Source organism: Clostridium aestuarii, assembly GCF_026735135.1.
GTDB classification, from domain to species: Bacteria; Bacillota; Clostridia; order Clostridiales; family Clostridiaceae; genus Clostridium_H; species Clostridium_H aestuarii.
Map to the genome: position 1 here is coordinate 122,488 of NZ_JAPQER010000005.1, position 23,979 is coordinate 146,466.

The window sequence follows — 23,979 nt, forward strand, 5'->3', positions numbered from 1 at the left end:
TATACTTTGAAGTTTTTAAGTAAAATAGGATATATAAGCCATTTCAAAAAAAGTAATTATATGGTAAAATATTACTTAATAAATTTTATTATGTTTTGAGGTGATATTTTGGCTGATATGTTTCCTGATATGGAAAGTATAGAAGAAAACAATATAAATACAACAGAGGGAGAAAAATATTTATTAAATTTTTTAAATACACAATTAAATTCTAGTTATGAAATTTATTTTAAGCCAAATATTAATGGAGATAAGCCTCAAATTGTTGTTATTAGTAAAAATAGAGGTATTATAATTATAGGAATTAAGGAATGGAAATTGGATAGCTATTATTGTGATAATAAAGGTGATTTTAGAAAGAAAAAAGACTTTAAAGTTTTCAGATCTCCATTTAGTCAGGTACAGGAGCATAAAAACAATATGTATAATTTACATAGTAAAAGCCTTTTGAAAAAAAGTATAGAGGATAGTTATGCATTTAATTTGGTTAGATGTGCAGTGTATTTCCATAATGAAACTAATAAAAATATAAAAAAATTCATAATAGAAAATGATAAAAAGCTAAAAAATAAATGTGAAGTTTTTGGTAGGGATTCTCTTAATACTAAAAGTTTTTTTGAAATGTTTGATAACATAAATAGTGAATCAAAATTTTTTGATGATAATGTTTATGATGAATTAAAAAAATACTTAAATTGTCCTATTCATAAATGTAGTCAAGGCAAGAGTATAAATTATAGTAATAAGCAGATAACTATTATAAAAAGTAAAAAGGAAAATAAAAAAATTAAGGGGACAGTAGGATCAGGCAAGACATTACTTCTTGCACAAAGAGCAGTAAATGCCAATATAAGAACAAAAAATAAGGTACTTATATTAACTCATAATATAGCTTTAAGAAATTATATTTATAACAAAATCAATTGTATAAGAGAAGAATTTTATTGGAAAGACTTCGAGATAAATAACTATCATGTATTTATAAAATTTCAGTTAAACAATATAGGTATTCCTTTTCAATGGGATAGTGATTTTGAAAGTGATGAGATTGTAAAACATTTAGAATCATATAAGGAAACAGTTGAAAAATATGATTCTATTTTTATTGATGAAGTACAGGATTATAAATTAGATTGGCTTAGGATTATTAAAAAATATTTTTTAAAAAAGAATGGAGAATATGTTCTTTTTGGAGATGAAAAGCAAAATGCGTATATTAGAGAGCTTGAGAATAATAAAACTACTAAAACTAATATTTTGGGATCGTGGAATGTATTAGAACAATCTTTTAGATTGCCTACAAATCTAGCTACTCTTGCAATAAAATTTCAAAAAAAGTTTCTTAGCAGTAAGTACAATTTAGATAATATTTATTGTTTTAGTATACAAAAAACTATGTGGGATGAACAGGGAAAGATAGATTATAAATTCTATAATAATTTTGATGCTGAAACTGTTTATTACAATATAATAAAAAAACAAGATATTAAAATAAAAAATATTTGTATTGTTTCTACATCTATAGATAAACTCAAAAAACTAAATAGTATTATAACAAAACAAACAGAATATAAAACAGAAATTATGTTTGAAACGGAAGAAGAGTATATTAAATTGCAACAAAAACTAAAAAAACAATATAGGGATAGGGATAATTATTATAAAAGTATTTTAAAAAATCAAATAGGCAAGATAAGATATAGCAGGAAATATAATTTTAAAGCAAAGAGTGGAAAAATAAACTTGGCTATAATTGATAATTTTAAGGGATGGGAAATAGACTCTTTAGTTTTTATAATAGATAATATTGAAAATGTATCAGAAGAATTAATTTATACAGGAATAACTAGAGCTAGAAAGAACCTTGTTATTGTAAATATTGGTAATTACAAATACCATAAGTTTTTTAAAGAAATTTAAATGATAAATTTGTATAAAACTATTGATATAAACTATAATGTACTTAGCTCTAATATAATGTTAAAATGATTTGAAACAATGAAAAAAAAGGGGTAGAAAAGTGGAAAATTATGAAGTCGTATTAAGATTGGTTATAGCTATATTGGTTGGTGGAATCATAGGGTATGAAAGAGAATATAGAAATAGACCAGCTGGATTTAGAACAAATATATTAGTTTGCGTTGGAGCGACAGTTATATCTATGATACAAGTACACATGATAGATGATACTATTCAAATTATAGCGAAGAACCCTCAACTTACAAACGCATTAAAAGCTGATATTGGAAGGGTTGGTGCTCAAGTTGTTTCAGGAATAGGTTTTTTAGGTGCTGGAACAATAATACATGAAAAGGGCTCGGTTAAAGGATTGACAACGGCAGCTAGCATATGGGTAGTTGGATGTATAGGACTTGCTATAGGAATGGGATATTATTTTTTAACTGGGGTATCTACAATAGGAATGTATGGAGTTTTGGTAAGTTTGAAAAAAATTGAAACTAGGATTATTGAAAAAGCTAATATTATAAAACTTGAAATAGAATATTTAAACAAGAAAGATTTATCTGATTGTGTATCTGAGTATTTCGAAAATAGAAATATTAAAATTAAAAATATAGAATTTTATATAGATGAAGATTATGGATCTCTTTTAAAGACAACTCAATATACTGTATTGACTCCTAAAAATTTAAATTCATCAAGGATTATACAGGATCTGAGTTCTTACGAAGGAATTGTAAGAGTTGCTATTGTATAAAAATTAAATAAAAAAAGAATTGATATAGAATTTTAATTTATATCAATTCTTTTTTAGTTTCTTGAGACATTTGTAAGTTATTTAACTGTTTAATATCCTTATATAAGAAATATCCTGTTATAAAAACCGCAATTATATCTGCAATAGGCTGTGAAAACCAAAGTCCGTCTAAGTGTAAATATCTAGGTAGAATAATTATAATAGGAATTAAGACAATTACTTGTCTTAAAAAACTAAGAAAAATAGATATTTTAGCTTTACCTATAGCTTGGAAGTAGTTAGAAGCTACAATTTGATAGCCTATTATAGGAAGAAACATTAAATCTATTTTTAGACCACGAGCACCTAGATTTATGAGTTCAGGGTTATTTCTACTAAATAATGATATTAAAATTTCGGGAAAAAACTCTACTGCTATAAATCCTATAGTTCCGATTCCAACTCCGGCATATATAGCAAGCTTTAAAGCATCTTTAACTCTTGCATAAGATTTTGCACCATAATTATATCCTAAAATAGGTTGCACACCTTGATTGATTCCAAAAATAGGCATAAAAACAAATAGGGAAATACTTACTATTATACCCATAGCTGCAACTGCAATATCTCCACCATATTTATATAAACCTCTGTTATATAAAGCTGTTACAGCACTGGACGCAATTTGCATTGAAAAAGGAGAAAGACCTATAGCAAATATTTTAGCTGATATTTGAATGTTTAATTTAACTGTTGATTTTTTAAGTTTAAGTATGCTTCCGCTATTTTTGTTTATAAAATAATACATTACTAATATAGTATTAACTGTTTCAGAAATTACTGTAGCAATAGCTGCTCCTTTAATACCTAATCCTAATCCAAAATCAAATATAAATAGAGGATCTAAAATTATATTTAAAAAACCACCTACTAACATTGTTCTCATGGCAATTTTTGGATTACCCTCGGAACGTATAATGTTATTTATACCAAAGCCTATATTTTGGACTACAGCTCCAGCAAGAATAATTATTATATATTCTTTTGCATAGGGAAAAGTTACATTACTTGCGCCAAAGGTTATTAATATAGGTTTTATAAATATAACACCTAAAATACCAACAGCTCCAGATATTATTATATCCAAAAGTACAGCTGCACCTAAAATTTGTTCAGCTTCCTTATGTTTCTTCTCTCCTAATTTAATTGAAACTAGAGTACAAGCACCAATTCCAACTAGCATACCAAAAGCCATTATAATTGTGGATATTGGAAGAGTTATTGCAAGTCCAGCTATAGCATCTGAACCAACGCCTTGTCCTATAAAAATTCTATCTATTATATTATATAAAGCATTAACCATCATTCCTATAATTGCAGGAATAGAAAACTTCCAAAGTAGACTTGAAATTTTTCCAGTACCGAGTTCTTTTGATTTGTCCATATTTTATTTCCTTTCTTAGTTAAGATACTAGCCAATAATTATAACATGTTTTTTTGTAAAAGGCTACATAAAACACTAAAATTTAAAAGTAAATTATTTAGAATAAAACAACTTTAGGTGGAAAATATAGTAGTATAATTTGTTTTTTATGAAAGGAGTTTGAATTAGGTGTGAAAGTTTTCCCAATGCTAATTTCTGAACAATTTATAATTCCAATAATTTCGGCTTCAGCAATCATATTAGGCTCTTTAATAGGAGCATTATGCAGCTGGCTTACTACAAAGTATTGTACTTATAAAAATATAGAAGTAGAAAATAAAATTGTAGAGGATAATAGAAAATATGAAAAAGAAGATAAGATAAATAAATTTTATGAAAATGTAAATATTATTCGTTTAGATATATGTACAGCTATGTTTCAAAGTATAAGAACTTTAAAATGTTTTGATCAAAAAAAAATTATTAATAAATATCCTATACCAATAAATAAAGAATATTCTAAGATGGTAGCTGCGCTTTCAAGTGAATTTGATTTAAAGGAAATGAGTTATATATATCAACTGTATGGAATTATAGAAGTTTTGAATGAGCATATTAAAGACCTATCTTATGGTGATAAAGATGGGTGTAATTTAATTAAAAAAGATTGTGAATTATTTCTAAAAAAACTTTATGGAGAGAATTATCCTAGAATATTAAATTATGATATAGATAAGTTAAGTTATAAGGAGTTATATAATAATGAGTTTATAAAAATAGGCTATAAAAATACTTTGAAAAAATTAGATGAAATTGTATGTATTGATAAATATGAAGAAAGTAGAAAGTGAAAAATTATAGCACATATTATTACTTAATTTAACACACAATACTATCGGAAATAAAAATTAAAAGGAGGAAATAGTATGGAACAATTAAATCAAATGGAATTGCAAAACTTAAGACACCTTATAGGGAGTCATCAGACTATGAATTGTAAATTAAATGATTATGCAAATCAATGCCAGGATCAACAAATTAAGCAAATGTTCCAACAAGCAGCTGCATCTGCACAACAAACTGCACAAAATTTGATGGGATTACTATAAAATTCAAATAAAAGAGAGGGATACAGTATGCAAGAAAAAGAGATGGTTAATGATATATTGTCAATGGTTAATAATAGCATGACAGGCTATGCTAATGTTGTAACTCAATGTGATAATCAAGAATTAAGAAAGACTATTCAGCAATTGAGAGATGAAGGCGAAAAATTTCAATATGATTTATATAATATAGCGAAGCAAAAAGGATACTATAATCCAGCAGCACAAGTAACTCAACAGGAAAGACAGCAGGTTAAATCACAATTAAATCAAGCATAATAAAGATACACTAATTAGAATAATAATTCTCTATAAAAATAAGTCTTTGGGTTTTATGCAGAGGCTTATTTTCAGATAATTAAAAGTTATTAAATGGTATTAAATAAGAATATAAAAGTAAAAATAATAAGGCATGATATAAATAAGCAATAAGGGTGATGAAAATATAGATAAAGAAAAAACAAATCAGTTGAATGCTAACTTTATAAGGAGCAGTTAAAATGAATGATAAATTAGATAATATTATAAGTGACTTGAGACGTGATGCTTATATGGGAAAACATGGTTATAAAACAGGATTTGAAAAAAATACTAAGGCAAAAGAAGTAGAAATAGATAAAGAAGCAGAAATGAAAAATTTAGTTTATGGGTATAATCATAATTTAAAAGAGCGTAATGGTGAAATAGAGAATATGAAAGAGAAATATGGTTACAGAGAAGATTAAAATATAAACATAATAAAATATTGGATATCTATAAAATGTTTTTTTATAGTAAGAATGAAAGGTAGAATTATATTATTCTATAGTAATGAAGGGTAATAATGAGGATACTAGTATCATAAATTATATGGAAATACAATTTTCATATGAAAAGGTGATGCTAGTGTCTGTTTTTATATCTAATGTTATATATAGTTTTTTTATTTCTTTTGGAGTTATAGTAGGTGGAAGTACTTTTGCAGGAATTGGAGCATTGATGAATAATGACCCTCCATTAAAAACTATGATTAATTTAGCAAATTCTATAAAAATATGGGCAATAGCTACTGCATTAGGTGGAACATTCTCTTCGTTTCAAGTAATTGAAGAAGGAATATTTAGAGGAGAAGTTACTTCACTTGCAAAACAAATAGTATATATTTTAGCAGCTCTTATTGGAGCTAATTTAGGACTTAAATTTATAAAATTAATTCATAGGTGTGGTCAAATATGGATGAAATAAAAAATAAATACGCTTTATTTTTTATAACTGGTTTGTTTATTGGGGGAATATTTGGAGTTGTAGCAGTGAACCTTTTAGTTGGATACAAGATAGATAATTATATGAAGAAAGTTCAATATCTTCAAGCAACAGTAGAAGATAAAGAAATGCGTCTTGAAAAACTGAGTGAAATAATTGATAAAAAAAGACTTCTAATTAATAGTATAGAAGTGGAGTTAGAATTTGAGAATGAAGAACAAGATGATGAGATGGTAAGAATAACTTTAGAGAAAAATATAAAAGAAAAATTTAAAAGGTTGATTGGAAAAGAAGTAGAAAAGATAGATGGGGAAATATTATTAGAGGTTATTGACAAAAGAATAATGAAAACTGATGGAAAACAATATCAAATGAGAGTAAAAAGAATGATGGTATCTCCAATATTTAAATTATGGGTAGAAGTTAAATTAATTAAATAAGGAAATTATATAGTTATATGCAAATTTTTAATTATGCAATTTACTCAAATGATAATATTGTTATAAGATGTACTTAATCTAATTTTTGTGTTAAAATATATAAGGTTTTGGCTTATGAATTTTTTTGTATTAAAGGAGGAATTCACAATGGAGAATACAAAAAAAGTTAATGAAGGTTATATGCTTGTTGCATTAGCTGGAGTTTGTTGGGGACTAATGGGTATTTTAACAAAAAAATTAGATATTTTAGGATTTGATGAATTATCAGTATCTGCACTGAGACCTACTGTGGCAGTTATTTTTTATGTTATATATAATTTAGTTAGAGACACTAAATGTTTTAAGACTGATTTCAAGGGAATAATGTTTTTTATTCTATATGGTGTAGTTGCGTTAGATGGAATGTTTCTTTCCTTTACATATGCAGTAAAGTATACAAGTATTGGAATTGCATCGGTTTTACTATTTACAAATCCTATTTTTGTAATGGTTATGTCATATTTTTTATTTGGAGAAAAATTTACAAAGAAAAAGATTATAGCACTAGTTTTATCAATAGTAGGGTGTATTTTAATTGTAAAAGCTTATGATATCCAAGCCTTTAAAGTGAATTTTATTGGGATAGTATTTGGCGTAATATCAGGATTTACTGTTGCACTACAAAATGTTTTAGGTAAAATTGGAGCAAACAAATATTCCCCAAAAACTCATCTAATATATTCATTTTTATTTGCTGCATTATTTTTATGGATTTTTAGGTCACCGTGGACTATATTATCAAAAATTAATAATTCCACATCATTGTTTTATGTTATTAGTATAGGTATAGTAGCTACAGTTATTCCTAATGGAGTTTTTGTAAAAGCACTACAGTATGTAGAATCTGGAAAGGCCAGTATTATATGTAGTATTGAACCTATAGTTGCAGCTATATTAGGATTTGTTATATTCAGAGAAATATTACAGATTCCACAATTGATAGGAATGGGTTTCATACTATTTTCGGTAGTGTTAATTCAATTAGATAATAAGAAATAAGTAAATTATATATATTTGCAGAAAAGACCATAAATATTAAATTATATTTATGGTCTTTTGCTTTGTTAATTAACTTAGTTTTAGTTATTATTATTTAAGAACTTCAACATATCTTCTATTAACATCATCCCAATTTATTATATTCCACCAATCTTTTAAGTAATTTGCTCTGTTATTTTGATGTTTTAAATAATAAGAATGTTCCCATACATCAATAATTAAAAGAGGTTTGCATCCCCATAAGGTTAGGTCTTGATGCTTTTCTATTTGAAGTATTTCAAGTTTTTGCAATTTAGGAATCCATACAAGAGTACACCATCCAGATCCTTCCACGGTTATTGCAGCTTCTTCAAATTGTTTTTTGAAGTTTTCAAAGTTTCCAAAATCTTGATCTATTCTTCCAACTAATTCTCCAGAAAGTGTAGAACCTCCAGGTATCATGTTTTCCCAGAACATAGTATGCAATATGTGCCCAGAACCATGAAAAGCAAGTTCACGTTCCCAATGTTTTATAAGAGAAAAATCACCACTGTTTCGTGCTTCTTCAAGCTTTGTTTCTGCTTTGTTAAGTCCATCTACATAAGATTTATGATGTTTATCATGGTGAATTTTTAACGTCTGTTCATCATAATAAGGTTCTAGTGCATTATATGCATAAGGTAAATTAGGTAAAGTAAACATAGTATCACCTCGCTAAATAAAGTTTATAACACTTATATTATTTATGATACTTACATATTATATGTATAGTTTTACTTATATTTATGAGGAAATAGTTGCTATATTTAATATGAAAGAATTAATATAGGCTATAGTTAATAAATTTAAAATTTTTTTATTTTAAAATATAAATAATTGAATATAAATATATAATAGGAACAATTATTATAAGGGGTGGAATTAAAATTAAATATAATAAAAATGATGCAATTACAGGAATTTTAGCGATTGTAGGATTATTATCCATACCAACATTAGTAATTAAAGAGAGGATAAAAACTATAAAAGCTGAAGAAGAGCAAAAGAAGAATATACAGAAATTAATAAAAAATACAGTTAGACTTGAAGATAACTTAAATGATAAAAAAGTTAGAGACTATATAGAATTTATTGAAAAAATAAATGTACCTAATAAAATTATGTGTAAAAATATAATTATAGATGCATATAATATGATTAATAATAGCAAATATATAGATAATAAATTAAAAACAGATTTAAAAAATACTTTGACACATAAAGGCATAGGAGGTGTGTATTAGCTGTATTACAAAGCAAATGATTACTATATCAATAAAAATAAATATAAATTATTTTTTCTATTGAAAATATAATAAAAAAGTGATATCATAAGTAAAGATAAAGATAATCTTTAAAAGCAGTCCAGTGAGGCTGGCAAGATTAGAAGTATAGCTACGTATGTATTTTTACGATTAAGAGTACAACTTCTTGCCAGCAGGTAAGAAGTTTTTTTATTTATCAAATTATATATAAATTTAAAATACTTTTTAATTCAGTCCTGTGAGACTGAAAAAAGGAGAAGAATAGTTTCTCCTTAGATTAAATATAAGGAGGTTTTTTTTATGTCAGAAAATGTATTAAAAAAATCAAATGTAGAATTAAAAGAAAGTTCGAAAGTATTAGAAGCATCCAAAAAGGTGATTTTGGCTCTTCAACATTTAATAGCAATGTTTGGTGCTACTGTGTTAGTGCCAATTCTTACAGGATTTAATCCTTCGGTTGCACTGTTCTCAGCAGGTGTAGGAACTCTTTTATTCCATCGTGTAACAAAAGGGAAAATACCTGTTTTCTTAGGGTCATCTTTTGCATTTATAGCAGGTATACAGACAGTAAGCAAACAGTTTAATGGAGATTTAACTTATGCTCAAGGTGGTATAGTAGTTGCTGGTTTAATTTATATTTTAGTTTCGTTTTTAATCAAAAAAATTGGTGTTGATAAAGTAAGAAAATTATTACCGTCACAGGTTGTTGGTCCAATGATAATGGTAATAGGATTAAATCTTATTCCAGTAGCATTAGGAAATGCAAAAGCTAATTATTTAGTAGCGGCAATTACACTTGGAACAGCAGTTGGAATTACATTCTTTGGTAAAGGACTTATAAAGCAGCTTTCAATATTAATAGGAGTACTAGTTGGATACTTAGTATCATTAAGCATGGGATTAGTTAATACAACAGTAATGCAAAGTTCAGCAATGTTTGCATTACCAAATTTTACTCTTCCAAAGTTTGATATCGGAGCAATAGCAATAATTGCACCTGTTGTACTTGCAGTATTTATGGAACATATAGGGGATATAACAACTAATGGAGAGGTTGTAGGACAAAACTTTATAGAAAATCCAGGTTTAAATAGAACATTATTGGGAGATGGGCTTGCAACATTATTTGCTGGATTTGTAGGAGGACCTGCTAATACAACTTATGGTGAAAATACAAGTGTGCTTGCAATAACTAAGAACTATGATCCTTCAATACTTAGATTAGCAGCAGTGTTTGCAGTAGTATTAGGGTTTGTAGGAAAAGTAGGTGGATTCTTAAAGACAATACCAGTACCAGTAATGGGTGGAATAAGCTTAATGCTTTACTGTATGATAGCATTCGTAGGTGTTAAAACAATAAAGAGTAGTAAAGTAGAATTTAATATTAAAAATATAATAATAATGTTAACAATATTAGTGTTAGGATTATTACCAACTTACACAGGAATAAATATAGGAATTCCTGTAACAGCTACTGTTAGTATTCAAGGCTTAAGCTTTGCAGCAATAGTAGGAGTGTTAATGAATGCGTTAATGAATGCACTGTCAAAAAAATAGGTCAAAAAAGTAATAAAAAGAACCATTACAAGATAGGGTATAAAAACAAGCTGAGTGCTAGGTGGCATTCAGTTTGCTTTTATACCCTAGTAAAATTTGTTTTTAGCAATATATGTTTAAAAATCTTTATGAATGATTTGTTAACATATATTTTCATTTTTAAGTTTATTTATTTTGTAAATGTAATATTGAGTAAAATGTGATATAGTAATAACTGAAAAGTTTAAAATCAATATAATATATAAAGAGAATTATTATTATTTTTAGAAGGTGAAGAAATGGGAAAATTATCAAGAAATGATTTGTGTTGGTGTGGAAGTGGTAAAAAATATAAAAACTGTCATCTAAAACAAGATGAAAAACTAAGTATTATGGAAATGGAAGGATTAATAGCCCCTCCTAGAGAAATTATTAAAACTCCAGAACAAATAGAAGGTATTAGAAAAAGTTCTCAGGTTACTAAAAAGGTATTAGATATGGTAGCTGAAAGAATAAAAGAAGGTATAACTACTGATGAAATAAATACTTGGGTTCATGAATATACCTTAGAGTTAGGGGCGATTCCAGCGCCTTTAAATTATATGGGATATCCTAAGAGTGTTTGTATTTCTATAAATGAAGTGGTATGTCATGGGATACCTAGCGATAGAGTTTTAAAAAATGGAGATATTGTAAATGTTGATGTTACAAGCATACTAGATGGATATTATGGAGATGCTAGTAGGATGTTTATAATTGGAGAAGGCTCTGAAGAAGCTAAAAAATTAGTGAGAATTGCAAAGGAATGTTTATATATAGGTATTGAACAAGTTAAACCTTTTGCTACTATTGGTGATATTGGTTTTGCTATTCAAAAGCATGCAGAGAGTAATGGATATTCAGTTGTTCGTGAATATGGTGGACATGGAATAGGAGTAAATTTTCATGAAGAACCATTTGTTGATCACTGTGGACATAGAACTACAGGTATGATATTAGTACCTGGAATGACTTTTACAATTGAACCCATGATTAATGAGGGAATATATAGATGTAAAATACTTGACGATGGTTGGACAGCTATTACTGCTGATAGTAAGCGTAGTGCTCAGTGGGAACATACTATATTAGTTACAGAAGATGGAGTTGAAATTTTAACGGATTAAATAGGAGGAGGTAAACTATGTCACAAAAGAATATTGAAATGATGAAAAAATTAATCGAAGAAAAAAAGAAAAATAGCGCTAATCAAAAGAATGGTTTAAGACCTACTAAGGTTATAGGTAATCAAAGAAAAGGTATTAAAAGCCATAATGGTGGAGGTCTATTTGATAAATAAGGAGGAAGAACAATGGGCGTTAAAATAATTACAGATAGTACTTCTTATATACCAAAGGAACTAATAGAAAAATATGATATTTCAGTGATTTCTTTAAGTATAGCTATTGAAAATGATACTTTTAGAGAAGTTGACATGAATAATGAAGAATTTTATAAAAAAATGGATAAAAGTGATACGATTCCAATATCATCACAACCATCTGTAGATGAAATTTATAAAGTATTTGAAAAGCATGTGAAAGAAAATAATGATATTGTTGGAATTTTTATTTCATCTAAAATGAGTGGTACTTTTTCAACTGCATGCCTTGTGAAAAATATGATTTTAGAGAATTATCCAGAATCGAAAATTGAAATTTTAGATTCAAAATCTGCATCTATGCAACTTGCTTTTGCAGTTATTACTGCTGCAAAAGTTGCATATGATGGTAATGCTTTAGGAGAAGTGGTACAAGCAGTGCAGAAAAATCAAGAAAGAAGTAGGATATTATTTGCGCCAGATACTCTTAAATATTTAAAAAAGGGTGGAAGAATAGGAGGAGCTAGTGCATTAATAGGATCACTGCTTCAGATAAAACCTATATTAACAGTAGTAGAAGGTAAAGTAGAAGTACTACATAAGGTTAGAGCAAAAAAAAGAGCAATACAGACTATGTTAAATATTTTATTTGAAGATGTTAAAAAATATGGATTCGGAGAAGTCACTATTCTACATATAAATTGCCAAGAAACAGCAAAAAAAATGTTGGATATGGTTAAGAAACGTTTTGGAATGAAAGTAAAGATATGTGATATAAGTCCTGTTATAGGAATACATGTAGGACCTGGAGCTTTTGGAATAGCATATTATACAAAAGATGAATTGAAGACTAGGGTTTAAGGCATTATGATATTTAAAAATCATTAAAATTAAATAGTGATGAGGAAAATTAAGAGTATAGATTTTAAATAGGCTATACTCTTTAATTTTTAATAGTTTATTATAGGAGAAAAATTTTAAATTTATTTGTAAAAAACAAAAAACACTTGAAAAATTTTAAAATTATGATAAGATGTATAATTAAAAACACTAGGGAGATTATGTAGAATATAGGGGGTAAAGTAATGAATGATATTATAGTTGCTAAATTTGGGGGCAGTTCACTTGCTAATGCTAAGCAATTTAGAAAAGTGAAATCAATAGTTTTAAGTGATGAAAGAAGACAATTTATAGTTCCATCTGCACCAGGGAAAAGGTATGATAAGGATTATAAAATAACAGATCTCTTTTATTTGTGCCATGCACATGTGCAGCAAGGAATTTCTTTTGATTATGTTTTTGGAATTATATCTGACAGGTATAAAGAAATAGTAACTGAACTTTCTATTGATTTTAATATAGAATTTTATTTACAAGAAGTTAAAAATAAAATTAAAAATGGAGCTAGTGCTGATTATACAGCTAGCAGAGGGGAATATTTAAATGGATTAATACTTGCAGATTTTTTGGGATTTAATTTTATTGATGCAGCTGACTTAATATTATTTGATAAATATGGATGCTTTGATTCAGAAGCTACTAAGTGTGCTATTGAAAAAAAATTGAATAATACAGAAAAAGCTGTAATTCCAGGATTTTATGGAGTAATGCCAAATAAAGAAATCAAAACTTTTTCACGTGGAGGTTCGGATATTACAGGATCAATAATTGCTCGTGATGTACAGGCTAGTTTATATGAAAATTGGACAGATGTTTCTGGATTTTTAATGGCAGATCCAAGAATAGTTGAAAATCCTAAGCCTATAGAGAACATTACGTATAAGGAACTCAGAGAGCTTGCTTATATGGGAGCTACAGTCCTTCATGAAGAAGCTATTTTCCCAGCAAGAGAAGGGAAAATTCCAATAAATATTAAGAATACAAATTCGCCACAAGATAAGGGTACTATTATAATAAATGATGAAAATGCTGAGGAAAATCTATATACTATTACTGGTATAGCAGGACGAAAAGATTTTACAGTTATTGCGGTAGAAAAGGCATTCATGAATGCAGAAATAGGATTTGGCAGAAGACTTCTTTCTGTTTTGGAAGCTTATGGAGTATCTTTTGAACATATGCCTTCAGGTATAGATACTATGTCTGTTGTAGTTAATGATTCTCAGTTAGACAATAAATTGGACAAAATTCTTGATGGAATAAAGAGACAGTGTAATCCAGACACTATTCATGTTATTCCTAATATGGCACTTATAGCAACAGTAGGAAGAGGAATGGCTAGAACGGTAGGTGTCTCTCAAAAAATTTTTACAGCTCTTGCTAAAAATAAGGTTAATATTAGAATGATTGATCAAGGATCAAGTGAAATGAATATCATAATAGGAGTACAAGCAGAGGATTTTGAGAAAGCAATAAATGCTATATATAATGTATTTTAAAAATATTAATATGAACGAATAAAAGGAAATTGCTAAGCAATTTCCTTTTATTCAAGTACTGCGCCTTTACTTGCAGAAGTAACTAGTTTGCTGTATCTACGAAGGTAAGTACCTTCTTGTGCTTTGGATTCAGGACATTCCCAAGTAGAAAGTCTTTTCTTAATTTCTTTATCAGGTAAATCTAAGGTTATTCTTCTATTAGGAATATCAATTTCTATCATATCTCCATCTTCAATTATTGCAATAGGTCCTCCTTCAGCGGCTTCAGGAGCAATGTGACCTATGCAGGGTCCTCTAGTACCACCAGAAAAACGTCCATCAGTTATAAGAGCGGTGCTCTTTTCAAGACCTAATCCAATAATAGCTGCTGTTGGGCTTAACATTTCACGCATTCCAGGACAGCCTTTAGGACCTTCATATCTTATTACTACTACATCTCCAGCTATAATTTTCTTGTTCATAATTGCATCAAATGCGCTTTCTTCTGATTCAAATACTTTTGCAGGACCCTTGTGATGCATCATTTCAGGTTCTACAGCAGATTGCTTTACAACCGAACCCTCTTCTGCAAGATTTCCTTTAAGTATTGCAATTCCACCTTCTTTTGAGTAAGGATTATCTAAAGATCTTATTACAGTATCATCTAAGACTGTTGCATTTTGTATATTTTCACCTAATGTTTTTCCTGTAACTGTTATTTCATTAGGAGAAATTAGATTTGCTTTTTTCAAAATATTTAAAACTGCTGAAATACCTCCAGCCTCATCTAAATCTACCATATGATGTTTACCAGCAGGACTTAATTTGGTTATATGTGGAACTTTTTTACTTATTACATCAAATTCATCAAGGGTTAAAGCTACCTTTGCTTCTCTAGCTATAGCTAATAAGTGAAGTGTTGTATTACTTGAACCACCTATAGCCATATCCAAGGCAATAGCATTTTTAAAAGTTTTTTCTGTTAGTATATGTCTAGGAAGTATATTTTCTTTTACTAAATGCATAATTTGCATACCAGTACGTTTTGCAAGTTGACGTCTTCGTCCATATGGAGCAGGAATTGTTCCGTTTCCAGGAAGTGCCATTCCTAAAGCTTCAGCTAAGCTGTTCATACTGTTTGCTGTAAATAATCCAGCACAACTTCCACAAGTAGGACAAGAACTGTGTTCTATTTCTTTTAGTTCTTCATCTGAAATTTTTCCTTCAGCATGAGAACCAACTCCTTCAAATGCTGAAACAAGGTCTGTTGTTCTACCTCTATGATTTCCAGGAAGCATAGGTCCACCACTAACATATATCGAAGGAATATTAAGTCTTGCAGCTGCCATTAACATACCAGGTACAATTTTATCGCAATTTCCTACCAATACTAAACCGTCAAATTTATGCCCCATTGTTACAGCTTCTATAGAATCTGCAATAAGTTCACGACTAGCAAGTGGATATTTCATTCCACTATGATTCATGGAAATACCATCACATATTCCTATTGATGGAAATTCTATTGGAGTTCCACCAGCAGCAGATATTCCAAGTTTTACAGATTGAACTATTTCGTTTAGATGAAAGTGACCAGGAATTATTTCACTATGTGCATTAACTACACCAATTAATGGTTTTTCTAAATCTTCAGGTAAATAGCCCATAGCATAGAATAAAGATCTATGAGGTGCTCTTGCAGCTCCTTTTGTTACTTCATTACTAATCATATTAAAGCCCCCTCTATATATTTGCATTTTAATATACAGTAAATATTTATAAGTGTCAACTTCGATTTTAGTTAAAAAGTTTTAAAATTTTGCTTGACAGAGGATAAATGTCATAGTATACTACATTTCAAATACAAAATATTGTTTTGAAAAATGCTGAGACGGGGACGAGTAAATAAAAATTAAACTTAAAGAGAGTGGGATTAGGTGAAAGCCCATAGATGAGTTTTTATTGAATATCACCCTAGAGCTGCAGGCTGAATTTATAGTAAGCTGTGCCGACGAGATGTCGTTATTAATTAAAGTTAAAAATGTGAGTGGTACCGCGAGTATTATGGATTTTTCGCCTCATGGACGGAAGGTCTTTTTTTATTATTAAAAAATAACTACGTTTAGATTACAGGTACTAATGATTTTATATAATTATATTATTCCGAATTTTCATAATAAAGGTGAAAATATATAAAAGCTGAGAATGGGACGTGTAGATAAAAATTAGTCTTACAGAGAGTAGGCAAAGCTGAGAGCCTATAGACAACATTTTATTGAAGATCACCCTGGAGTTGCAAGCTGAACTTATAGTAAGCTGTGCCGGCAAATTGTCGTTAAAAATTGAGTTATAAATGTGAGTGGTACCGCGGGTATTATAGATTTTTCGCCTCATGGATGAAAAGTCTTTTTTTTATTAAATAGATTTATAAATTTTAATTTTATAAATAAATAAAAACAAATTAATAGGGGTAATTTATAAAGAGGAGGCTATAAAAATGTCAAAAGTTTATTATGATGTTGATGCAAATTTAGAATTATTAAAAGGAAAAAAGGTTGCAGTAATTGGTTATGGAAGTCAAGGTCATGCACATGCATTGAATCTAAAAGAAAGTGGAGTAGATGTGGTTGTTGGTCTTTATGAAGGAAGTAAATCTAAAGAACTTGCAGAAGAAGCCGGATTAAAGGTTTTAGAAACTGCTGAAGCAGTAAAACAAGCTGATATAGTAATGATATTAATACCAGATGAAAAACAGGCAGAATTATACAAAACTAAGGTAGAGCCAAACTTAAAAGAAGGAAATGCATTAGTTTTTGCACATGGATTTAATATTCATTATGGTCAAATAGTTCCACCAGCATATGTTGATGTTTTCATGGCTGCACCAAAAGGACCAGGACATATAGTAAGAAGACAATATGAAGAAGGAAGCGGAGTTCCAGCTCTTATTGCTGTATATCAAGATTATACAGGAAAGGCTAAAGAATATGCTCTTGCATATGCAAAAGGAATAGGTGGAACTAGAGGTGGAGTTTTAGAAACTACATTTAGAGTTGAAACAGAAACAGATCTTTTCGGTGAACAGGCAGTTCTTTGTGGAGGAGTAACAGCACTTATGAAGGCTGGATTTGAAACATTAGTAGAAGCAGGATATGCACCAGAAAATGCTTATTTTGAATGTGTACATGAAATGAAGCTTATAGTAGATTTAATTTACGAAGGTGGATTTGAAAAAATGAGATATTCTATAAGTGATACTGCTGAATATGGTGATTATAGAATAGGAAAAAGAATTATAACAGAAGAAACAAAAAAAGAAATGAAAAAAGTATTAGAAGAAATTCAAGATGGAACTTTTGCAAGAGATTGGCTTATGGAAAATAAAATCAATAGACCTAGCTTTACAGCAGTAAGAAGAAATGAAAAAGAGCATCAAATAGAAGAAGTAGGTAAAAACCTTAGAGGTATGATGCCGTGGTTAGGCAATAAATAAAGTTTGCAATGGGGGCTATAAAATGAATGGGGCTAAGTTATTATTAAAATGTTTAAAACAATTAGGGGTGGAAATAATTTTTGGATATCCGGGTGGGGCGGTACTTCCAATTTATGATGCATTATATGATGAAAATAAAATAAAGCATATTCTAACAGCACATGAGCAAGGGGCTGCTCATGCCGCTGATGGATATGCAAGGGCAACTGGAAAAGTTGGGGTGGTGCTTGCAACTTCTGGACCTGGAGCTACAAATACAGTTACTGGTATAGCAACTGCATATGCAGATTCAGTACCTATGGTGGTTTTTACAGGGCAGGTACCAACTGCATATATAGGTAAGGCGGCTTTTCAAGAGGTAGATATAACAGGAATTACAAAACCAATAACTAAAAAAAATTATATAGTTGAAGATGTAAATAGCTTACCTTCAATAATTAAAGAAGCTTTTAAAATAGCTAAGGAAGGTAGACCAGGACCAGTACTCGTAGATATTCCTAAAGATATCCAAATAGCAGAAGTTTATTGCGAAAAAGAAGCTTTTAAAGAAAACAAAGAAGATAGAAATTATTCTGTAAATAGTAAGGAATTATATTTGAAAATTAAAGAAGCAGTAAATTTGATAAATTCATCAAAAAAGCCTATTATTTATGCAGGCGGAGGCGTAAATGCTTCTGCTGCCTGCAAAGAATTGACTGATTTTTCAGAAAAAATAAAAGCGCCTGTTACATGCACATTAATGGCGTTGGGATGTTTTCCAGGAAATCACAAATATTATACTGGTATGAGTGGGATGCATGGAACTTATTGCTCAAATCATGCTATAACAAATTGTGATTTGTTGATTGCAGTAGGTGCACGTTTTAGTGATCGAGTTACTAGTAAAGTAGAAGGATTTGCACCAGAAGCTAAAATTATTCATATAGACATAGATAAAGTGGAGTTAGGCAAAAATGTAAATACAGATGTTCCTTTAAATGGTGATGTAAAAGATGTTTTGAATATGCTTATTGAAGCTGTAGAAGAAAAAAAAGAAGGGGAATGGAATTTACAAATACAGAAATGGAAAGAGAAACATCCATTAAAGTATAATAAGACAGAAGGGCTAAATCCTGAATATGTTATAGAACAGCTTTACGAACTTACAAAAGGTGATTGTATTATTTGCACAGAAGTAGGTCAAAATCAAATATGGGCTGCACAATATTTTAAATATTTAAAGGCGAGAACATTTATTTCTTCTGGGGGACTTGGAACTATGGGATTTGGACTTGGATCAGCAATAGGAGCAGCAGTAGGACAGCCTGATAAAAAAGTTATAAATGTAGCAGGAGATGGAAGTTTTAAAATGAATTCAGTTGAATTAGCTACAATAGCTAGAACTAAAATACCATTAATTCAGTTGGTTTTGAATAATAATTGTCTAGGAATGGTTAGACAATGGCAGGATATGTTTTATAAACAAAGATTTTCACATACTATATTTGAAAATGAAGTAGATTTTGTAAAACTTGGAGAGGCTTATGGAATAAAGTCCATGAGAATTACAAAAAATGAAGAAGTAAAAGATATACTTAATACTGCTTTGAATCTTAATGAACCTGTGCTTATCGAATGCCAAATAGATGCTATTGAAAGAGTCTTACCAATAGTACCACCAGGAGAAGTGATAAATAATATGATAGGAAATTGATAAAAAAGACCATAAATGAAAAACATTCCATCTTTATGGTCTTTTGATATGTTTTTTATCAGAAAATGGATTTAAATTGCTATATAGTGTATCAGATATGAGGGTTTTAAATTCATTTACGATGTTTGTATTATTTTTATTATTGCTTTCTAAATCAATTTTTAATTCATTTTCTTCTGGGAAAAAATCTATGCTATTAATTTGTAAAGAACCGTTCTCAATTAATTTATTTAGTGGAGAAGAACTATTGTTTATAGTTGTTATCAAATTTAGCTTTAGTACATCATTATTGAATGAGTAATTTGGATTTTTAGGCATATTAGACATATTAAATCACTCCTTATTTAGCAGTATTGCCAAAGGGTAAAATAATAATACGTTTATTTTAAAATTTAGAACAAAATTAAAATATGTTTTATAGGATAAAACAGTAGAAAATTAATTGAAAATAATTTGAGAAGGTAGTATAATCTTAATATACCTATTAGGGGTATATTAAGATTATTGGAGGGATTAATAATGAAAAAAGCTTATATAAATCCAAATCAATGTGATAGATCACCGTTTTGTCCAGTAAAAAAAGTTTGTCCTGTAAAAGCAGTGGTACAGGATAAAAAAGGTTTATTTTCATTTGGAACTGCAGTTGTGAATAAGGATAAATGTATTGGATGTACAAAATGTATTTCGGCTTGCCCTAGAGGTGCGGTTGTTATGAAATAAATAAAAGAAAAATATATTGACATATAAGCGAATAAATGATAAAATACATCTCAATAAAATTATATTTTATTAAAAATAGTGATAGGGACGAGTAGGCAGTAAGTGTCTTAAAGAGAGTGGGATAAGCTGAGAACCCATAGATAACAAATTGTTGAAAATCACCCTGGAATTGCAAGCTGAAATGGTAGTAAGCTGTGCCGGCAATGCCGTTATAAAAAGAACAATAAAATTGAGTGGTAACGCGATAAAAGACTTTTCGCCTCATGGGAAGAGTCTTTTTTTATTAAACATTTTTATTTGTTAGCTAACTATTTATAAGATTTTTAATTATGCTAAAGGAGATAAGTGCTATTAAACTTATAGATAAATTAAATTTAGATTCATACGCAGTACAAACTATATTTGAAACTAAGTTTCAATTGATAGATTTAATTAGGGGTAATTAAATCTATCAATATAAAATGAGGTGTTATTTAAATTTAAAAAAATACTTAAATAGGGTTAAGAAAAGAAAGGGGCTTTTAATTATGAATCAATCTTATGTATTTTATCAAGGAGAAATAGTTAAAGAAAGTGAGGTTAATATAAGTATAAGATGCAAAGCGTTCAATTATGGGCTTGCGTGTTTTGAGGGTATAAGAGCTTACTGGGATGAAGAAACTCAACAGCTTTATGTTTTTAGGTTAAAAGAACATTATGAAAGACTTCTTCAATCTTGTAAAACATTAAATATCAACATTCCTTACACAATAGAACAACTTATAGATGCAACAATTAAATTATTAAGAAAAAATAATTTTAAAACTATAACTTATATAAGACCTATGGCTTATAAAGGCGCGGATTCTATAGGACCTACACTTAATGATGACGATGATAGAATACTTATTTATTGTCAGCCACTAGGAAGTTATACAGGGAAAGATAGACTTAAAGTTGCAGTGACTTCTTGGACTAGATTAGAGGATAATATGCTTCCACCTAGAACAAAAGCAACAGCTGCTTATTTGAATTCAGCTTTAGCGTCTTTGGAAGTAACTAAAAATGGATATGATGAAGCTATATTTTTAACTAAGAGTGGGCATGTTTGTGAAGGACCAGGAGAAAATATTTTTATAGTAAGACGTGGCAAAATCATAACACCATCTATTTCAGATAATATATTAGAAGGTATAACAAGAGATACTGTAATGACACTTGCGGAGAAGGAGTTAGGTATAGAGGTTGTTGAAAGAAGTATATCAAGAACAGAACTTTATGCTGCTGATGAAGTGTTCTTTAGTGGTACAGCAATGGAAGTAACTCCAGTTGTGGAAGTTGATAATAGAGTGATAGGCGATGGAAAACCGGGTTATATTTCTAAAAAAATTAAAGAATTATTTTTTAGTATTACAACAGGGAAAGATCCTAAATATAGTCATTTTTGTACTCCAGTATATTAAGACCTTAGAGTGTGAAATTTAAAATAGTATATAAGACCATAAATATACCATAAAATATATTTATGGTCTTTAAATTTATGTTTTGTGAAAATGCTAATTTATGAATAGAGGAGAAAATTATGCTAGATACCAGATTAATAACTTTTCTTACTGTAGCTAAAATTAAGAACTATACGAGAGCTGCTCAAATATTAAATTTAACTCAGCCAGCTGTATCTCAACATATAAAATTTTTAGAAGAATACTATAGAGTTAAATTTATAGAGAAGAAAGGGAGAAGTATAGAACTGACAGAAGAGGGTGAAGAATTTTTAAAATATGTTAAAGAAATAGAATTAAAAGAAAGAGGTATATATAAAAAACTAAGAAATAAAACGGCTATAGAAAAAAAATATAATATAGGAGCGACTTTAACAATAGGAGGATATGTGCTTCCATATATTTTAGGTAAGTACAAAGAAAAATATCCTAATATTGAAGTGATTTTGACTGTAAATAATACACAAGAAATTTTAAAAAAAATATTAAGAGAAGAAATAGATTTAGGAGTGGTTGAAGGACCTTTTGATAGAAATAAATTTAAATACAAAAAATTAAAAGAGGACGAATTAGTTTTAGCGGTTTCGCCTAAACATGAATTTGCTCAAAAAAAATACGTTGAAATTGAGGAAATCTTTAAAGGAAAACTTATTTTAAGAGAGGAAGGTTCTGGAACAAGAAAATACTTTGAAAATACTCTGGTTGAAGAGGGGTACACCCCTAAAGATTTAAACATATATATGGAAATTGGAAGTATTGATGCAATTAAAGCACTAGTTGAAGCTAATTTAGGATATACAATTATTTCAAAAACAGCCATACAGAGAGAATGTAACAATGAAACTATAAAAATAATACCTATGAAGAATAAAAAATTAGATAGAATTTGTTTTTATAGAGAATTTAATTTTGTATATTTAGAAAGAAGCATAAATGATTCGTTAAAAGAATTTATGAAATTTTGTTCAAATACAATCTCCTAAAGTATAATAAATATTTATGAAACTATAATAAATCATAATTTTTAATTATGTAAAAGATTTGTTATAATTCTTTCAGAGGTGATTGATATGGAAAGAATAAAAAAGATGATACCAGGAGTTATTTTTGTGTTTTTAATTTCTATTTTATCAATGGGTTTAAATAATTCATTAAAAAACGTTATAAACTTAGAAGCTTTAACTATTGGTATAATAATAGGTATTATTTATAATAATACTATAAAAACTCAACAAGTATTTAAAAATGGAGTACAGTTTTCATTAAAAAAACTATTAAAATTCGGAATTGTTCTTTTAGGATTTAAGCTTAATTTTAATTCACTTTTAAAATTAGGACCAAAGGTTTTGATTATGGTTTTAATTTTTGTACCAAGTATTTTAATATTAGCGACTATACTAGGTAAAGTATTTAAATGTAACGATAAACTAAGCACATTAATAGGTGTAGGATCATGTATATGTGGTGCATCAGCAGTTGTAGCATTAGCTCCAAGCATAAATGCTGAAGATGATGATTCGGTAGTAGCAGTGTCTATAGTTAGTTTTTTAGGAGCTATAGGAGTTTTGGTGTATTCGGCTGTAGCGTTAGGAAACAGTATGACAAATACTCAATATGGAGTTTGGTCGGGAATATCTCTTCATGGAGTTGCGCATGCTATTGCAGCTGCTGGAGCAAAAGGAGAGGAAGCAAAAATAGTCGGTACTTTTGTCAAAATGGCAAGGGTAGTTATGTTAGTACCAGTATCGGTGATTTTAGGTTATATATATAACAAAGATAGTGAGAGTGGTAAAAAAATTAAATTTCCTATGTATGTATTATATTTTGTTATTGCAGGAGTTATAAATTCTACTGGAATGGTTCCTAAAGCAATACTTGATATATTGATAAAAATTAGTTCATTGTTTATACTTATGTCTATGGTAGGAATGGGACTTTCAGTAGATTTTCAAAGTATTAAGAACAAAGGTATTAAGGCTTTAATTATAGGATGTGTACTGTTCTTAATTAGCTCAACAACTACATTTTTAGTTATTACAAAGTTTATTTAAGTAGAATATTGAGAAGCAATATTCTCAAATATTAATT

Annotated in this window: 24 protein-coding genes and 3 other annotated features; of the genes, 20 read left to right on the forward strand and 4 right to left on the reverse strand. The window is 28.8% G+C overall.

Annotated features, from left to right (window positions below; translation table 11 throughout):
* Positions 1–108: 108 nt before the first annotated feature.
* Together OW763_RS12380 and OW763_RS12385 are read left to right on the forward strand one after the other, a co-directional pair.
* A complete protein-coding gene (locus tag OW763_RS12380) occupies positions 109–1,920 on the forward strand; it encodes a hypothetical protein (protein WP_418921802.1) in 1,812 nt (603 codons plus the stop codon).
* A gap of 100 nt (positions 1,921–2,020) precedes the next feature.
* Positions 2,021–2,719, forward strand: coding sequence for an MgtC/SapB family protein (locus OW763_RS12385; protein WP_268041452.1), 699 nt, complete (start codon positions 2,021–2,023; stop codon positions 2,717–2,719).
* A 37-nt stretch (positions 2,720–2,756) separates the two neighbouring features.
* Here OW763_RS12385 and OW763_RS12390 read toward each other — a convergent pair whose 3' ends face one another.
* The gene (locus OW763_RS12390) at positions 2,757–4,142 is read right to left on the reverse strand and encodes an MATE family efflux transporter (protein WP_268041453.1); all 1,386 of its coding nucleotides are present in this window, start codon (positions 4,140–4,142) and stop codon (positions 2,757–2,759) included.
* A 170-nt stretch (positions 4,143–4,312) separates the two neighbouring features.
* Between OW763_RS12390 and OW763_RS12395 the strand changes: the two genes are divergently transcribed.
* The 7 genes from OW763_RS12395 to OW763_RS12425 all read left to right on the forward strand — a co-directional run bounded on the left by OW763_RS12395 (position 4,313) and on the right by OW763_RS12425 (position 7,947).
* Complete coding sequence (locus OW763_RS12395) at positions 4,313–4,972, forward strand: hypothetical protein (protein WP_268041454.1); 660 nt, start codon at positions 4,313–4,315, stop codon at positions 4,970–4,972.
* Positions 4,973–5,047: 75 nt separating this feature from the next.
* Positions 5,048–5,230: a hypothetical protein gene (locus tag OW763_RS12400; RefSeq protein ID WP_268041455.1), complete on the forward strand. Its 183-nt coding sequence runs from the start codon at positions 5,048–5,050 to the stop codon at positions 5,228–5,230.
* A 27-nt stretch (positions 5,231–5,257) separates the two neighbouring features.
* Complete coding sequence (locus tag OW763_RS12405; protein ID WP_268041456.1) at positions 5,258–5,506, forward strand: spore coat protein; 249 nt, start codon at positions 5,258–5,260, stop codon at positions 5,504–5,506.
* Positions 5,507–5,727: 221 nt separating this feature from the next.
* Positions 5,728–5,952: a hypothetical protein gene (locus OW763_RS12410; protein WP_268041457.1), complete on the forward strand. Its 225-nt coding sequence runs from the start codon at positions 5,728–5,730 to the stop codon at positions 5,950–5,952.
* Between the two features lie 160 nt (positions 5,953–6,112).
* Positions 6,113–6,451 (forward strand): YtrH family sporulation protein, encoded by a 339-nt coding sequence (locus OW763_RS12415; RefSeq protein ID WP_268041458.1) that lies wholly within the window; start codon positions 6,113–6,115, stop codon positions 6,449–6,451.
* On the forward strand, positions 6,439–6,909 hold the full coding sequence (locus OW763_RS12420) for a sporulation membrane protein YtrI (RefSeq protein ID WP_268041459.1): 471 nt from the start codon (positions 6,439–6,441) through the stop codon (positions 6,907–6,909). The genes OW763_RS12415 and OW763_RS12420 overlap by 13 nt, the downstream gene beginning before the upstream one ends.
* 147 nt (positions 6,910–7,056) lie before the next feature.
* On the forward strand, positions 7,057–7,947 hold the full coding sequence (locus OW763_RS12425; RefSeq protein WP_268041460.1) for a DMT family transporter: 891 nt from the start codon (positions 7,057–7,059) through the stop codon (positions 7,945–7,947).
* A 90-nt stretch (positions 7,948–8,037) separates the two neighbouring features.
* Here the strand turns inward: OW763_RS12425 and OW763_RS12430 are convergent, their stop codons facing one another.
* A complete protein-coding gene (locus OW763_RS12430; protein WP_268041461.1) occupies positions 8,038–8,628 on the reverse strand; it encodes a superoxide dismutase in 591 nt (196 codons plus the stop codon).
* Positions 8,629–9,530: 902 nt separating this feature from the next.
* On the opposite strand from OW763_RS12430, the gene OW763_RS12435 reads away from it, so the two are divergent.
* The 5 genes from OW763_RS12435 (at position 9,531) to OW763_RS12455 (ending at position 14,525) form a co-directional block, all read left to right on the forward strand.
* Positions 9,531–10,787 carry a uracil-xanthine permease family protein gene (locus OW763_RS12435; RefSeq protein ID WP_268041462.1) on the forward strand — a complete coding sequence of 419 codons (1,257 nt, stop codon included), beginning with the start codon at positions 9,531–9,533 and terminating at the stop codon, positions 10,785–10,787.
* Between the two features lie 278 nt (positions 10,788–11,065).
* Positions 11,066–11,932 (forward strand): methionyl aminopeptidase, encoded by an 867-nt coding sequence (locus tag OW763_RS12440; RefSeq protein WP_268041463.1) that lies wholly within the window; start codon positions 11,066–11,068, stop codon positions 11,930–11,932.
* A gap of 17 nt (positions 11,933–11,949) precedes the next feature.
* Positions 11,950–12,105: a hypothetical protein gene (locus tag OW763_RS12445; protein WP_268041464.1), complete on the forward strand. Its 156-nt coding sequence runs from the start codon at positions 11,950–11,952 to the stop codon at positions 12,103–12,105.
* A 12-nt stretch (positions 12,106–12,117) separates the two neighbouring features.
* Complete coding sequence (locus OW763_RS12450; RefSeq protein ID WP_268041465.1) at positions 12,118–12,987, forward strand: DegV family protein; 870 nt, start codon at positions 12,118–12,120, stop codon at positions 12,985–12,987.
* A 224-nt stretch (positions 12,988–13,211) separates the two neighbouring features.
* On the forward strand, positions 13,212–14,525 hold the full coding sequence (locus OW763_RS12455) for an aspartate kinase (RefSeq protein WP_268041466.1): 1,314 nt from the start codon (positions 13,212–13,214) through the stop codon (positions 14,523–14,525).
* A gap of 47 nt (positions 14,526–14,572) precedes the next feature.
* Here OW763_RS12455 and ilvD read toward each other — a convergent pair whose 3' ends face one another.
* Positions 14,573–16,234, reverse strand: coding sequence for a dihydroxy-acid dehydratase (gene ilvD, locus OW763_RS12460; RefSeq protein WP_268041467.1), 1,662 nt, complete (start codon positions 16,232–16,234; stop codon positions 14,573–14,575).
* A 149-nt stretch (positions 16,235–16,383) separates the two neighbouring features.
* Positions 16,384–16,588 (forward strand) — a binding site (T-box leader).
* Positions 16,589–16,696: 108 nt separating this feature from the next.
* Positions 16,697–16,900 (forward strand) — a binding site (T-box leader).
* A 101-nt stretch (positions 16,901–17,001) separates the two neighbouring features.
* Here ilvD and ilvC point away from each other — a divergent pair.
* Positions 17,002–17,997, forward strand: coding sequence for a ketol-acid reductoisomerase (gene ilvC / locus OW763_RS12465; RefSeq protein WP_268041468.1), 996 nt, complete (start codon positions 17,002–17,004; stop codon positions 17,995–17,997).
* 22 nt (positions 17,998–18,019) lie between these two features.
* The gene (ilvB, locus tag OW763_RS12470) at positions 18,020–19,690 is read left to right on the forward strand and encodes a biosynthetic-type acetolactate synthase large subunit (protein WP_268041469.1); all 1,671 of its coding nucleotides are present in this window, start codon (positions 18,020–18,022) and stop codon (positions 19,688–19,690) included.
* Between the two features lie 33 nt (positions 19,691–19,723).
* Here the strand turns inward: ilvB and OW763_RS12475 are convergent, their stop codons facing one another.
* Entirely contained in the window at positions 19,724–20,017 is a 294-nt protein-coding gene (locus tag OW763_RS12475; RefSeq protein WP_268041470.1) for a hypothetical protein, read from the reverse strand.
* 192 nt (positions 20,018–20,209) lie between these two features.
* On the opposite strand from OW763_RS12475, the gene OW763_RS12480 reads away from it, so the two are divergent.
* From OW763_RS12480 to OW763_RS12495, 4 genes are all read left to right on the forward strand, one after another.
* The gene (locus OW763_RS12480; protein ID WP_268041471.1) at positions 20,210–20,410 is read left to right on the forward strand and encodes a 4Fe-4S binding protein; all 201 of its coding nucleotides are present in this window, start codon (positions 20,210–20,212) and stop codon (positions 20,408–20,410) included.
* Positions 20,411–20,479: 69 nt separating this feature from the next.
* Positions 20,480–20,677: a binding site (T-box leader), on the forward strand.
* A 260-nt stretch (positions 20,678–20,937) separates the two neighbouring features.
* The gene (locus tag OW763_RS12485) at positions 20,938–21,852 is read left to right on the forward strand and encodes a branched-chain amino acid transaminase (protein WP_268041472.1); all 915 of its coding nucleotides are present in this window, start codon (positions 20,938–20,940) and stop codon (positions 21,850–21,852) included.
* Positions 21,853–21,971: 119 nt separating this feature from the next.
* Entirely contained in the window at positions 21,972–22,874 is a 903-nt protein-coding gene (locus OW763_RS12490) for a LysR family transcriptional regulator (protein WP_268041473.1), read from the forward strand.
* A gap of 87 nt (positions 22,875–22,961) precedes the next feature.
* Complete coding sequence (locus tag OW763_RS12495; protein WP_268041474.1) at positions 22,962–23,942, forward strand: YeiH family protein; 981 nt, start codon at positions 22,962–22,964, stop codon at positions 23,940–23,942.
* Positions 23,943–23,979: the final 37 nt, after the last annotated feature.